The organism is Campylobacter blaseri, from assembly GCF_013201895.1.
Lineage (GTDB): Bacteria > Campylobacterota > Campylobacteria > Campylobacterales > Campylobacteraceae > Campylobacter_B > Campylobacter_B blaseri.
On sequence record NZ_CP053841.1, the window covers coordinates 83,712 to 97,576 of the forward strand.

Sequence of the window (13,865 nt, forward strand, 5' to 3'; positions counted from 1 at the left end):
ACTACAATTAATTCTAATTATGGTAGATTATAATTTAAGATAAATTAAAAGGAAATTTATGAAAAAATTTTTAGATAAATTACTGTCTAACGAAAGTAGCTCAGGTGTTCTTTTAATGCTTGCGGCAGTGTTTGCGCTTATTTTTAAAAACGTTGGAGGTCTCAGCGAATTTTATGATTGGTTTGTTCACTTGCAAATCACTATGGGAATAGGTGATTTTAAGCTTGATGAATCTTTACATTTTTGGGTAAATGATGCTTTAATGGTTCTATTTTTCTTCATAGTTGGACTAGATCTTAAAAGTGAAATGGTAGAAGGACAGCTTAGTAAAATATCTCAAGTTATACTTCCATGTATTGCAGCACTTGGTGGGGTCGTTTTACCAGCAGTAATTTTTGTTATTATTAACTGGGGTGACCCTGTTGCTATGAAAGGTTGGGCGATTCCAACAGCTACTGATATTGCATTTGCAGTTGGGGTTTTAGCGCTACTTGGCAAAAAAGTTCCAACTAGTTTAAAGATATTTGTTTTAACGCTAGCGATAATTGATGATTTATGTGCTATTTTAATTATTGCTTTATTTTATTCAAGTAGCTTAAATTTACTATATCTTCTTTTAGCAGCTGTTGTTTTAGGTGCTATGATAGCTCTTAATAAGAAAAAAATATTTAATAAAACCCCATATGTTATTTTAAGTCTTATCCTTTGGGTTTTAATTTTAAACTCAGGAATTCACGCAACTATTGCTGGGGTTGTAGCTGCATTTACGATACCGCTTCACACAACACCTGGTAACTCAATGCTTCATGATATGGAGCGTGCTTTAGTAACACCTGTAAATTTCATAATACTTCCACTTTTTGCATTTGTAAATGCAGGAGTTAGTCTAAAAGGACTTGATGCTGGACACCTTTTTGGAACTGTTCCCATGGGTATATTTTTCGGACTTTTCTTTGGAAAACAGATTGGTATTTTCCTGTTTAGTTGGATTATTGTAAAACTAAAAATAGCAAGCTTGCCTGAAAATGCTAATTGGGCTCAACTATATGCAGTTGGTATAATCTGCGGTATAGGCTTTACAATGAGTTTGTTTGTTGATGGACTTGCTTATGGGGAAGCTTCAATAGAACTTTATAAAGGAACTGATAAACTTGCAATACTTATGGCATCTTTGATCTCTGGTATAGTTGGATTTGTTGTAGCTAAGATAGTAGGCAGAAGAAAATTAGCTAGAGAGGCAGAATAACAATTATATAGATAAATTTGGTTTTAAGCCAAATTTATCTATTTTAAGTATAATACCCTTTTTGGTTCCGTAGCTCAGCTGGTAGAGCACCACCTTGACATGGTGGGGGTCGTTGGTTCAAGTCCAATCGGAGCCACCATTGCTTCAAGAAAATTAGAAAATTCACAGAAGAAATACCAAATTCTATCAAATATTTTAAAAAGCAAGGCAAATGATGTATTAAAAGTAGTATCTCTGAAATTAGAAAATTTGCAACTCAAAACAAAAGAGAATTAGAAAGATGTATATCAAGTGATAGAGGTATGAGTAGGTAAATTTTTTAGATAAATAATTAATACTAAGACCAAGAATTTGAAGAGAATTTAATTTACATTGCTAATATAAGTCCTATAATTGCACATAAAATCATAAACATATAATGATATACTCCATTTTCCATTAACAAAGAATTTGGATCTCCACTAAGAATTATTAAAAATAATGCTATTGCTACAATGAATAGTAATTTTTTCATAAAATATAAATTTTCAAGTAAATAGCTATATAAAACATAGTTATTTTTTTATCTTGTTAAAATTTAAATGATATATAAAAGACAAGAATATAAATACAAAAAATGCTAAATTAAATACTGAAGCAGTATAAAAAGGATATCCCCTACCTGGTTCTCCTAGTTGTCCTATAGAATAAATATCTTCAGTCGGAATTAAAATATGAAAAAACAGGGCAAAAGCGAAATAAAACAAGCTTTGCCCAAAAGATTTCTTTTTGTTTATCCATAATGATATACAAAATAAAATAGTTCCAATAATTACAATAATTCTTATTATATCCAATACATTAAAGAATGTAGTCAAAATTATCCTTTTTTGATTGAGTCCTAAGATAAAAATCTTAGGACTCAATGATCTTATTAAGATTAGTATAGTAATTCGTCAATTATACCATAAAGTAAAAGACCCATTTGGCTTTAAATTTAAGAGTAGCAAGATACTTTATTTACTCTTAAATTAAATATAAAATATTATTAAAGTAACTAAATTTAGCTACTTTAATATTTAAAAGTTAAACAAATTTAACTTTTTGATTACCTTTTATAATTTTGCCAATCTCGTAAGCATCACTATTTTTAGTTATAAATTTAGCATTTTCTTTGCTAGCTACTATAATCATACCAACACCCATATTAAAGGTTTTAAACATCTCCTCAGTTTTAACATATTTTGATAAAAATTTGAAAATTTCAGGAGTCTTTATAGCACTTAATTTAACTTCAGCACCTAAATTATCTGGAAAAACTCTTGGTAAATTTTCTTTAATTCCTCCACCTGTAATATGTGCTAAAGCATTTATTTTATCTTTAAAATTTAAAAACTCTTGGACATAAATTCTAGTTGGAGTTAAAAGCGTGTCAATAATTCTTTTATCGTCTACTTTATCATTAATGTCCATACCTATGTTTTCAAATAGTATTTTTCTAACTAAAGAGTATCCATTTGAGTGAATTCCACTACTTGGAAGTGCAAGTAAAATATCTCCCTCTTTTACAAATTTTGTTCTATCTATCTCATCAATTTCAGCCATTCCTACAGCAAATCCAGCCAAATCAAAATCATTTTTTTGATAAACGCCAGGCATTTCAGCTGTTTCGCCACCAATTAATGCACAATTTGCTAACTTACAACCCTCGCTTATACCTTTTACTATATCAACACCTTTTTCTACTATAAGTTTATCGGTTGCATAGTAGTCTAGGAAAAAAAGAGGAGTTGCGAAATTGCAGATTAAATCATTTACACACATTGCTACTAAATCAATACCAATGGTATCATATTTTTCTGCTTTTATGGCTAGTCTAAGTTTAGTTCCAACTCCATCAGTTGCTGCTAAAAGTGCTGGATTTTTATAACCTGTTGGAAGCTTGTATGCCCCACTAAAAGAACCAATCCCACCTAAAACATTGTTGTTAAGAGTTAATTTTACAAATGGTTTTATGGCATTTACAAAATTATTTCCAGCATCTATATCAACGCCTGCATCTTTATAGCTTATCATTTAAACATCCTTTAAAATTTAGGTATAATTTTAACTAAAAATTGATAAAATGGTGCTAAATATGAAAAGTAGTAGAGAAAAATATTTTTTTGGTGTTGTTATAACTGGAAACATCGGAAGTGGAAAAAGTAGCGTTTGTGATATTTTAAAACAAAAAGGTTACGATGTAATTGATGCAGACAAAATAAGCCACAAAGCTTTAGATGAAATAAGCCAAAAAATAGCACTTGAGTTTGGAGATGAATTTGTAATTAATGGAATCGTAGATAGAAAACAACTTGGAAAACTGGTCTTTTCGGATAAAAATTTACTTAAAAAACTTGAAGATATGCTTAGTTTTAAAATAGAGTCTGAAATTTACAGACAAGCTAATATTTTTGAAGAGAATAAAAAGCTTTACTTCTTAGATATACCACTTTATTTTGAGAGTAAAAAGTATAAAGAATTTGATAAAATACTCCTAGTTTATGCTACAAAAGACATTTTAATAAAAAGAGTTATGAAAAGAAATTCACTTAGTAAAGATGAAGTTTTAAAAAGATTAAACTTGCAAATTGATATTGAAGAAAAAAAAGTTTTATCAACTTATATAATTGACAATAGTGGCGATTTAGAACATTTAGAAAATTTAGTTAGTGAGTTTTTACAAAAATTAAAGGAAGATTATGCAGATATCTAAATATAGTGCAAGTGGAAATGACTTTGCTATTTTTGTCTCTTTGGTGAGTAAAAATAGAAGTGAGTTGGCAAGAAAAATTTGTGATAGATTTAATGGCATTGGAGCTGATGGACTTATAGTTATTTTACCCGATGAAAAATATGATTTTAAATGGGAATTTTATAATAGCGACGGGAGTTTGGCATCAATGTGTGGCAATGGTTCTAGAGCGGCTTGTATGTTTGCTTACGAAAATAATTTAGCAAAAAAAGATATGAGCTTTTTAAGTAATGCAGGTTTGATAAATGGTAAAATTTATGATATTAAAGATAAAATTTCTATTGTAGAAATTGAACTAACAAAGCCAAAAGAGTTAGCACATAAATTTGAGGAAAATGGCTATACTTGGTATTTTTATGATACTGGAGTTCCACATTTAGTTAGTTTTGTTAGTGATATTGAAAGTGTGGATTTTAAACTTGCAAAGGCAATGAGAGAAAAATATAATGCAAATGTAAATTTTGCACAAATTAAAGATGACAATATTTTTGTAAGAACATTTGAGCGTGGAGTTGAGGCTGAAACAATGGCTTGTGGAACTGGTATGGCAGCTTGTTTTTATGCAGGATTTAAACATAAATCACTAAGCAACAAAATGAAAGTCTATCCAACAAGCAAAGAGGAGCTTGAGTTTAGAGTAGTTGAAGATAGAATTTATTTCAAAGGCAAAGTTATACATAGTTTTGATGCTATTTTTTATGGTTAAATTTAGGGGTTAAATATGAATGAAGAGGTTGTTATAGGGCTTTTGCTAATTATCAAAGATAGTAAAAAAAAGATAACAGAACTTTTTGATAAAGAGGAGCAAGAAAAAGATTTTTTAACCTCATATGGATTTACTGAAAATATTATAGAGTATTCTATGAACTTAGGAAATACACTGTTAAAAGAATCCCCTGTTTTTTTAAAAAGCCATGATGATAAAAAAGCTATGCTTAAAGAGGTTAAAAAGTCTTTTAAAAATATAAAAACATCCCTTCAGGATATTTTAGATCTTTATGAGAAGATTAAATTCAGTAAATTTAGTAAAAATTTGGAAAAAGAAATTTATTTAAAAGTTGTAGAAAAGATACTAAATGACTATATGCTTTGGTGTGAAAAGTTAGAAAATGCGATACTTGGAATTGGTGGAACAGAGGTAGTATTTGCTCCAAATGTTGAAGTTGAAAATAAAATAGCAAAATACATAATTCAAAAAAGAGTTGGTGCTGATAGTTTTGCTTTGCCATTTTTGTTTGGTGTTGGTTTTGGGCATTTGATGGATGAATAATATGGGATTAGCATTAGAGTTTAGACCAAAAACTATTGAAGAAATTTGCGGACAAAGTCATATAGTAGGAGAAGATAAGCCTTTATATAAGTTAATTAAAATGGGTGAAATTCCACATATTATGCTTTTTGGACCAGCAGGAAGTGGAAAAACAACTTTGGCAAAAGTTATAGCAAACGAGCTTAATATGGATTTTTTTGAGCTTGATGGAAGTAGTTTAAAAGTAGAAGATATCCGTAAAATTCTAGATAGATACAAAGGCAATCTTATAAAACCACTAATTTTCATAGATGAGGTTCATAGACTATCAAAAACACAACAAGAGGTTTTGTTAATACCTATGGAGAATAATGGAGCAGTTGTTATAGGGGCTAGCACTGAAAATCCATTTTTTGTTTTAAGTAGTGGAATTCGCTCTCGCTCTATGCTTTTTGAGTTTAAGCCTTTGACAAATGAAGATTTAAGTAAATTGTTAAATAGGGTTCAAGAGAAGCTAGAATTTAACATAGAAGAAGAGGCTAAAGATTACTTAATAAACTCAAGTGGCGGAGATGCTAGAGCTATGTTAAATTTGCTTGATTATGCTTTAAAGATTAATTCTAAAATAGAATTAGCCACATTAAAAGAGCTAAGAGCTATGCCTATTAAAGATGGTGTTAGCTCACAAGATACTCACTATAGCCTAACAAGCGCAATGATAAAAAGCCTTAGGGGAAGTGATATAAATGCGGCACTATATTACCTTGCAAAGCTTATAGATGGTGGAGAGAGTGCAGACTTTATAGGAAGAAGACTTGTGATTTTTGCAAGTGAAGATATAGGCAATGCAAATCCAAATGCTTTAAATTTAGCAACTAACACATTAATATCTGTTAGTAAAATAGGTTATCCAGAAGCTATGCTTATTTTATCACAATGCGTTGTATATCTTGCTAGTTCTCCAAAGTCAAACTCTAGCTATAAAGCTATAAAAAGAGCAATCAAATATGTTAAAGAAAATAGAGCTTTAGAAATTCCAAAATATCTAATTAATACAGATCCAGAAAAGAAAAACTATCTTTATCCACATGATTATAATGGCTATGTTGAACAAGTTTATCTAGAAAAAGAGTTGGAATTTTATGAAAGTAGTGGAATAGGGTTTGAAAAAACATTGCAAGATTGGCTTATTAAAATTAAAAATAGATAAAAGAACTAGTCTTGCAAAGATGGCTAAAATAAGGATATCTATTTTAAAACATTAAGTTTAACTTAAATCATAATAAGCTAAAATATTAAAATGTACTTAATAAGAAATAAATTAAAAAAGGAAAATGATGCATGAATAGCGATATTATCGCATATAAATTAAATGGAGAGATTGTTGATACTCAAAGTATCAATGGACGTGAAGACCAAGCAACTCCTATTTATTTTGATAACAGCAAAGATTCACTTGAAGTTATACGCCACTCCTGTGCTCACCTTATGGCGGAAGCCATCATCTCACTCTATCCAAACGCTAAATTTTTTGTTGGACCAGCTATTGAAGATGGTTTTTATTACGATTTTAGAGCTTTTAAAGAAGATGGTAGTAAACTTGGTGAGGGTGATTTAAAAGATATTGAAAAAAAGATGAAAGAGCTTATAGACTCTAAGCAAAACATCATAAAAACAGTATCTACGAAAAAAGAAATATCAGAAAAATTTAAAGATGATGATTTAAAACAAGAGGTTTTAAAAAGAATTCCCGATGGAGAAGTTAGTCTTTACACGCAAGGCAGTTTTGAAGATATTTGCAGAGGGCCACATGTTCCAAATACTAGATATTTAAGATTTTTTAAACTAACAAGGATAGCAGGAGCATACCTTGGCGGTGATGAAAAACGCGAAATGCTAACAAGAATTTATGGTGTTGTATTTGCAGATAAAGAAACCTTAAATGAACATGTAAAGATGATTGAAGAGGCAAAAAAACGCGACCATAGAAAACTTGGTGTAGAGATGAAGCTTTTTACATTTGATGAGCAAATTGGAGCAGGACTTCCAATATGGCTACCAAATGGTGCAAGACTTAGATCGAAATTAGAGAAGTTTTTATTTCCAATCCATAGACAAAGGGGTTATCAGCCTGTTAGGGGGCCTGAAATTTTAAAATCAGATGCATGGAAAATAAGTGGACACTATACAAATTATAAAGAAAATATGTATTTTACTACAATTGATGAGCAAGAATACGGCATAAAGCCTATGAACTGCGTTGGGCATGTTAAGGTTTATGAAAGCGATATAAGAAGTTACCGAGATCTACCACTTAAATTTTTTGAGTATGGAGTTGTTCATAGACATGAAAAAAGTGGCGTTATGCATGGTCTTTTTAGGGTTAGAGAATTTACCCAAGATGATGCGCATATATTTTGCGAACCTTCTAAAATAAAAGAGAACATTCTTGAGATACTAGATTTTGTAGACAATATCATGAAACTTTTTGGATTTAATTATGAGATGGAAATTTCAACTAGACCAGAAAAAGCTATTGGTGATGATAAAATTTGGGAAATGGCAACAGATGCTTTAAAAACTGCACTTGATGATAATAACTTAAGTTATGGAATTGATGAGGGCGGTGGAGCATTTTATGGACCAAAAATTGATATAAAAATCAAAGATTCATTAAATAGAAAATGGCAATGTGGAACTATCCAAGTTGACTTTAATTTGCCTGAAAGATTTGATTTAAGTTACATTGATGAAAATAACGAAAAACAAAGACCTGTTATGATTCATCGTGCAATACTAGGAAGCTTTGAGAGATTTATAGGAATTTTAATAGAACACACAGCAGGAGAGCTTCCATTTTTTATAGCTCCTACAAATGTTAGCATAATTCCAATTAGTGATAACCACTATGAATATGCAAAAGAGATTGCTACAATGCTTCAAAAGCTAGAAATTGATAGTGAAATTTTACATAAAAATGAAACATTAAATAAAAGAATAAGAACAGCGGAAAAAACCCATGTTCCTATGATACTAGTAATTGGTGATAGTGAGGTTGAAAATAGAAGTGTTGCTCTAAGAGATAGAAGAGCTAAACAAAGATCTGAGATGAGCTTAGATGAATTTATAAAATTTCTAAAGGAAAAACTTAATGAGGTGCACTTTTGAGTAAAGAAAAACAGGTATATTTAAACGAAGACATTCGCGCAAGAGAAGTTCGCTGCATAGGCGATGATGGTGAGGCTTATGGCATTATAAGCCGTGATGAGGCGCTAGATATAGCAAATAAGGCAGGACTTGATTTAGTTTTAATCTCTGCTGATGCAAAACCACCAGTTTGTAAAGTTATGGACTATGGTAAATTTCGCTACCAACAAGAAAAAAAGCTAAAAGAAGCAAGAAAAAAACAAAAAACTATCGATATTAAAGAGATAAAACTCTCTGTAAAAATTGCACAAAATGACATTAACTATAAAATGAAACATGCAAGAAATTTCTTAGAAGAGGGTAAATATGTTAGATTTCGTGTTTTTTTAAGAGGCAGAGAGATGGGAAGTCCCGAACTTGGTGTTGAGCTTTTGAATAATGTTTTTGAAGAGATCAAAGATATTGGAGATAAAGATAAAGAACCTAAATTTGAAGGCAGATATGTAAATATGCTTGTCACCCCAAAGAAAAGCTAATTCTTAGGGGTAATAGCCCCTAAATTTCTCACTATCTAATTTATAATAATCAAATATTTTATATTTTAAACTACTTAAAAACAATCAAGAAAATTTTTATCGCTAATAGCCCCTTAAGTAAAAAAATGTTAGCCTTATTTAGCTTTAATTTGAAATATATTAAGGAGTTATTTTGCAAGTTAGTAGAAGAAATTTTTTAAAATGGAGTGGTATTAGCGGAACTTTAGCTGCTACAACCTCCTTTAGCAAAACAGTTCTCCCAGAAAAACAGGAGGAATTTGTTGGATTTTGTCCTGTGAATTGCGGAAGCAAATGTCTTTTAAAGGCACATACTAAAGATGGAATTATTAGTCATATCACAACAGATAATACAGGTAATGATAGTTATGAGCAAAGACAGGTTAGGGCCTGTCTTAGAGGTAGATCAACTAGATACCGTATCTATAATCCAAACCGTGTTCTTTACCCTCTAAAAAGAGTTGGAAAAAGAGGCGAGGGTAAATTTAAAAGGGTTAGCTGGGACGAGGCACTAACAGATATAGCTAACAAAATGAATGAAATCAAATTAAAATACGGCAATGAAGCATTTTATAATCCTTATGGAACAGGAACAATAGGTTCTATAATGGCAGGATGGCTAGATGGATCTTTCCATAGACTTCTTGGTGTTTATGGTGGGTATTTGGGTTATCATAATGATTATTCAACCGGTCAAATAGCTAATGGATTAGAGCATTTTTACGGCTGGGCATGGGGAGGAGATATAGAAAATGTTAAGCATGCAAAACTTGCTGTTATGTTTGGCTCAAACCCTGTTGAAACTAGAATGGGTGGTGCTTCAACTGGATATTCTTTTCAGGAAATGGCAAGACGTGGTAATACAAAAGTTATATGTATTGATCCTAGATATTCTGATACTATGGTTGGTGTTGCTGATGAGTGGATACCTATAGCTCCAGGAACTGACGCTGCTTTGATTGCTGCACTTGCTTATGTAATGGTTAAAGAAGATCTATATAATAAAGAATTTATGGATAAATATTGTGTAGGCTTTACAAGAGATACACTTCCAGAAGGTGCTCCTAGCAACGGTTCTTATATGGATTATATAATGGGAACGGGGGATGATAAAACTCCAAAAACTCCAGAGTGGGCATCGAAAATAACACAAATTTCAAGTGATAGGATTGTAAAACTAGCAAGAGAGATTGCATCTGCTGAACCTTGCTATATAGATCAAGGGTGGGGACCACAAAGACATCAAAACGGAGAACAGCAAAGTAGAGCTATAGCCACTTTGGCCTGTTTAACAGGAAATGTGGGGATACTTGGCGGTGGTACAGGTGCAAGGTCTGGTTCAAGTAAATCATATAGTTTAGGTTCACTTTCTGTAAATAATCCAGTCAAAACAACCATACCGTGCTTTATGTGGTATGAGGGTATAAGGTTAGGTAGTAAAATGAGCGCTTTGGAGCATGGCGTTAGAGGAGCTAGTCATTTAAAAGTTCCTATTAAGGTTATGATAAATACAGCTGGAAACTGTCTAACAAACCAACACGCTTGTGTTAGTGAAATTAGTAAGATTTTGGAAGATGAGAGTCTTTATGAGTTAATTGTAGATATAAACATAACTAGAACACACTCAAACTCTTTTGCAGACTATATACTACCAAGTGCAATGGTGTTTGAGCAAGAAGATTTACTTCAAGCATCTATGGGTAAATGTAGCACAATGCCTTATCTTGCTATTGGAGAAAAAGCCATCGAGCCTCAAGGTGAAGCAAAAAGTGCTTTTGATATTTGCACACTTTTAGCAGAAAAACTTGGGGGTAAAGAGTTAAAAGATAAATTTACAGATGGAAAAACATGGGAAGATTGGATGAGATGGTCATGGAATGTGGCAAAAGATAAAAATCCATTTTTACCTAGTTATGATGAAATAAAAAGAAGAAAAATTTGGAAATCTCCAGAGCTAGTAGAGCCATTAGTTGTATTTAAGGATTTTAGAGAAGATCCTAATGCAAATCCTTTAAATACACCATCTGGAAAAATAGAGATATTTTCTTCAACTCTGTATGATATGAGTAAGACTTGGAAACTAATGCCAGGACAAAAGATAAATCCTTTACCTGTTTTTGAAGATGTTATAATGGGGGCAAGAGACCCACTTAGAAAGAAATATCCTCTTCAGTTTTTTGGATATCACTATAAAGGAAGAACCCATTCAAGCTTTTGGGACGCTGGGGTCATAAGAGAGATAAACCCTCAAGAGATACTGATTAATACACTTGATGCAAAACAAAGAGGTATTAAAACAGGCGATACAGTTATAGTAAGAAATGATATAGGTAAGATTAAAGGGGTAGCTAGGGTTACTTCAAGAATTATTCCAGGAACAGCTGCTACATATCAAGGTGGTTGGGCTAAATTTGATGAAAATGGAGTAGATGTAGGATGTTGTGTAAACACACTAACCACAAACCAACCAACCGCTATTGCTAAAGCAAACGGTGTTCATTCAATATTAGTAGAAATAGAAAAGGCGTAAACTATGAAAAAAAGTGATCAATTTGGATTTATGATAAATCAAAGTAGATGCATAGGCTGTAGAACTTGCCAAATGGCCTGTAAAGACTATCAAGATAGCCCAATAGGTGTAAATTTTAGAAGAGTATATGAATATGAAGGTGGAGATTTTACAGTAGATGAAAATAATGTAATCCATAGTCAAAGTGTCTATGCATACTACACTACTATTAGCTGTAATCATTGTATGGATCCAGCTTGTTTGAAAGCTTGCCCTACTGGTGCAATGATGAAAACTAGATATGGGATTGTCATGGTAAATGATAAAAGGTGTGTAGGTTGCCAAGCTTGCGCAATGGCTTGTCCTTACGGCTCACCACAATTTAACAAGCATACTGGGCATATGAATAAATGCGATGGATGTATAGATAGACTAGATGAGGGCAAAGACCCTGTATGTGTTAGCTCTTGTCCTTTTAGAGCATTAGACTATGGAGATATAAATGAACTTAGAGATAAATATAAAACATCTTTAGCAAGTTGTTCTCCACTTCCTAGTGAAACAGCAACTCTTCCAAATTTAGCAATAGTTCCAGAAAAAAATACGAAACCAAGCTATGAAAAAAGCGGTAAAATGCATTTACCGCATAAATATCAAGGAGTAGAAGATGACATTCTTTGAGATGGTTGGACATGAACTTCCACTAGTTCTTTTTACAGTATTAGCGCAAGCAGTTGTAGGTATGATATTTGTATATACTCCAGCTTATCTAAATGGATATAAAGATGAAAGCGACCTTAAGTTTTTTGGAATTTTTACAGCTATTGCTTTTGCAATAGCAATGTTGCCGTCTGTATTTCACCTTGGAGATATAACACATGCATTAAATTTCATAAGAAGAATGGGTATTTTTTATGCAAATAATGAGTGGCATATAGGCTGGATGAACAATGAAGTAGCAGCTGGTGGACTAACTATGCTTTTTGCTTTTGTTTTGTTTTTAAAGCCTAAGAAGATATTTTTATTTATAACATTGATATTTGGTCTTTTATGTATATTTTTTATGGTTGGGGCATATGGAACTATGCAAAAAACTGTTACAACTTGGAGGTTTGATGTAACATTTTTCTACTTCTTTTCATCTATGTTATTTTTAGGTGGGTTTATGTATCATCTATTTTTCGCTAAAGATGAGCATGAAGAAAAAATGGCATTTTTAGTAGGACTTTTTGGTTCTGGAATACTAATGACCTCTATAATATTTCAAACACTACACCTTGGAAGCACTACGGTTGCAGGAACAACTGATCCATTTGAACTTTTAGGTGGTAGGTATGGTGATTATATACTATATGGAACAGGCTTTATAGGTGCCGGTATAATGATATGGTATCTGAATAACTACCTAAGAAATAAAAGCAAATTTATTGCAACTATTGCATTATTATGTGCTTTAGCGGGAGTTCTTTTTACAAGAGCAATTTTTTATGGAATGATTAACACTAATGTTATGCACTGATAAAGAGATACCTGCATTTATATCAAAACTTTTTATGCAGGTATTTGCCGAGCCAAGAAAAGAGCTATTTTTAAAAATAAATGATGAAAATTTAGCACTATCATGGTTTTATGAAAATAGTGATTTAAATTTAAAGCAAGGGTTAGAATATTTACAGCTTGCTAAAAAAGAGAAATTTGAAGATATAGAGGTGGACTTTACAAGGTTATTTTTATGTGATGATTATTTTTTAAAAGCTCCACCCTATGCATCGTATTATTACTCCATATTTGGTGATATGATTTCAGAAAATAGTACAAAAGTAGAAAAGCACTTTTTAAATAGTGAATTTAAAAAACCATTTGATGCCTTACCAAGTGACAGCGTAGCAAATGAGTTTGCATTTCTAGCATTTTGTTTTGAAAACCAAAAAATAGACGAATTAAAAATATTTTTAAAAGATGAGATGTTGCCATATATATTTTACTTTTTAAACAATATTAAAACCCATTCAAATACAAATTTTTATAGAGGGTTTGCTCTTCTAACAGAAAATTTTATGCAAATAGTTCAAAAAGAGCTAAATATTAAGAAGCAAAAAAGAGCGATACATCATAAAAACACAGGTAATTAATTATAAATAAAGAAAAATTGGATATAATTAATTTTCATTCTTAAAATTTAAAAGGATTAGCATGCCAAAAATGAAATCGGTTCGTGGTGCAGCTAAACGTTTTAATGTAGGCAAGAATAAGATCAAAAGAGGCTCAGCATTTAGAAGCCATATTTTGACAAAAATGTCTCAAAAGCGTAAAAGAGATCTAAGACAAGAAAAATATGTCGATAGTTCAGATCTTAAAGCTGTAAAAAAAATGCTTTGTAAATAAGT

Annotated in this window: 15 protein-coding genes and 1 tRNA gene; 14 read left to right on the forward strand and 2 right to left on the reverse strand. The window is 31.5% G+C overall.

Annotated elements, in window-relative coordinates; translation table 11 throughout:
* Positions 1 to 58 precede the first annotated feature (58 nt).
* The 3 genes from nhaA to CBLAS_RS09390 all read left to right on the forward strand — a co-directional run bounded on the left by nhaA (position 59) and on the right by CBLAS_RS09390 (position 1,522).
* Complete coding sequence (gene nhaA, locus CBLAS_RS00420; RefSeq protein ID WP_106869326.1) at positions 59 to 1,246, forward strand: Na+/H+ antiporter NhaA; 1,188 nt, start codon at positions 59 to 61, stop codon at positions 1,244 to 1,246.
* A gap of 63 nt (positions 1,247 to 1,309) precedes the next feature.
* Positions 1,310 to 1,385: transfer RNA gene (locus CBLAS_RS00425), tRNA-Val, on the forward strand.
* Entirely contained in the window at positions 1,349 to 1,522 is a 174-nt protein-coding gene (locus CBLAS_RS09390) for a hypothetical protein (RefSeq protein ID WP_157943547.1), read from the forward strand. Before CBLAS_RS00425 ends, CBLAS_RS09390 begins: the two co-directional genes overlap by 37 nt.
* A gap of 91 nt (positions 1,523 to 1,613) precedes the next feature.
* On the opposite strand, the gene CBLAS_RS00430 is transcribed toward CBLAS_RS09390, so the two are convergent.
* Both CBLAS_RS00430 and purM read right to left on the reverse strand, forming a co-directional pair.
* Positions 1,614 to 1,760, reverse strand: a complete 147-nt coding sequence (locus tag CBLAS_RS00430; protein WP_157943546.1) for a hypothetical protein — start codon at positions 1,758 to 1,760, stop codon at positions 1,614 to 1,616.
* Between the two features lie 551 nt (positions 1,761 to 2,311).
* The gene (gene purM / locus CBLAS_RS00435; RefSeq protein WP_106869322.1) at positions 2,312 to 3,301 is read right to left on the reverse strand and encodes a phosphoribosylformylglycinamidine cyclo-ligase; all 990 of its coding nucleotides are present in this window, start codon (positions 3,299 to 3,301) and stop codon (positions 2,312 to 2,314) included.
* A gap of 61 nt (positions 3,302 to 3,362) precedes the next feature.
* Here purM and coaE point away from each other — a divergent pair, with 61 nt between their 5' ends.
* The 11 genes from coaE (at position 3,363) to rpmI (ending at position 13,863) form a co-directional block, all read left to right on the forward strand.
* Positions 3,363 to 3,980 (forward strand): dephospho-CoA kinase, encoded by a 618-nt coding sequence (gene coaE / locus CBLAS_RS00440; protein WP_106869320.1) that lies wholly within the window; start codon positions 3,363 to 3,365, stop codon positions 3,978 to 3,980.
* A complete protein-coding gene (dapF, locus tag CBLAS_RS00445) occupies positions 3,967 to 4,725 on the forward strand; it encodes a diaminopimelate epimerase (protein WP_106869318.1) in 759 nt (252 codons plus the stop codon). The genes coaE and dapF overlap by 14 nt, the downstream gene beginning before the upstream one ends.
* A 15-nt stretch (positions 4,726 to 4,740) precedes the next feature.
* Positions 4,741 to 5,289, forward strand: coding sequence for a hypothetical protein (locus CBLAS_RS00450; protein WP_106869316.1), 549 nt, complete (start codon positions 4,741 to 4,743; stop codon positions 5,287 to 5,289).
* Between the two features lies 1 nt (position 5,290).
* Positions 5,291 to 6,478: a replication-associated recombination protein A gene (locus CBLAS_RS00455; protein ID WP_106869314.1), complete on the forward strand. Its 1,188-nt coding sequence runs from the start codon at positions 5,291 to 5,293 to the stop codon at positions 6,476 to 6,478.
* Positions 6,479 to 6,609: 131 nt separating this feature from the next.
* Positions 6,610 to 8,436 carry a threonine--tRNA ligase gene (thrS, locus tag CBLAS_RS00460; RefSeq protein ID WP_106869312.1) on the forward strand — a complete coding sequence of 609 codons (1,827 nt, stop codon included), beginning with the start codon at positions 6,610 to 6,612 and terminating at the stop codon, positions 8,434 to 8,436.
* Positions 8,433 to 8,951, forward strand: a complete 519-nt coding sequence (infC, locus tag CBLAS_RS00465) for a translation initiation factor IF-3 (RefSeq protein ID WP_106869310.1) — start codon at positions 8,433 to 8,435, stop codon at positions 8,949 to 8,951. Before thrS ends, infC begins: the two co-directional genes overlap by 4 nt.
* 172 nt (positions 8,952 to 9,123) lie before the next feature.
* Positions 9,124 to 11,499, forward strand: a complete 2,376-nt coding sequence (locus CBLAS_RS00470) for a DMSO/selenate family reductase complex A subunit (RefSeq protein WP_106869308.1) — start codon at positions 9,124 to 9,126, stop codon at positions 11,497 to 11,499.
* Between the two features lie 3 nt (positions 11,500 to 11,502).
* The gene (locus CBLAS_RS00475; RefSeq protein ID WP_106869306.1) at positions 11,503 to 12,159 is read left to right on the forward strand and encodes a DMSO/selenate family reductase complex B subunit; all 657 of its coding nucleotides are present in this window, start codon (positions 11,503 to 11,505) and stop codon (positions 12,157 to 12,159) included.
* The gene (locus CBLAS_RS00480) at positions 12,146 to 12,997 is read left to right on the forward strand and encodes a dimethyl sulfoxide reductase anchor subunit family protein (protein WP_106869304.1); all 852 of its coding nucleotides are present in this window, start codon (positions 12,146 to 12,148) and stop codon (positions 12,995 to 12,997) included. Before CBLAS_RS00475 ends, CBLAS_RS00480 begins: the two co-directional genes overlap by 14 nt.
* On the forward strand, positions 12,984 to 13,610 hold the full coding sequence (locus CBLAS_RS00485; RefSeq protein WP_106869302.1) for a TorD/DmsD family molecular chaperone: 627 nt from the start codon (positions 12,984 to 12,986) through the stop codon (positions 13,608 to 13,610). Before CBLAS_RS00480 ends, CBLAS_RS00485 begins: the two co-directional genes overlap by 14 nt.
* A 61-nt stretch (positions 13,611 to 13,671) precedes the next feature.
* Positions 13,672 to 13,863: a 50S ribosomal protein L35 gene (rpmI, locus tag CBLAS_RS00490; protein WP_106869300.1), complete on the forward strand. Its 192-nt coding sequence runs from the start codon at positions 13,672 to 13,674 to the stop codon at positions 13,861 to 13,863.
* Positions 13,864 to 13,865 lie beyond the last annotated feature (2 nt).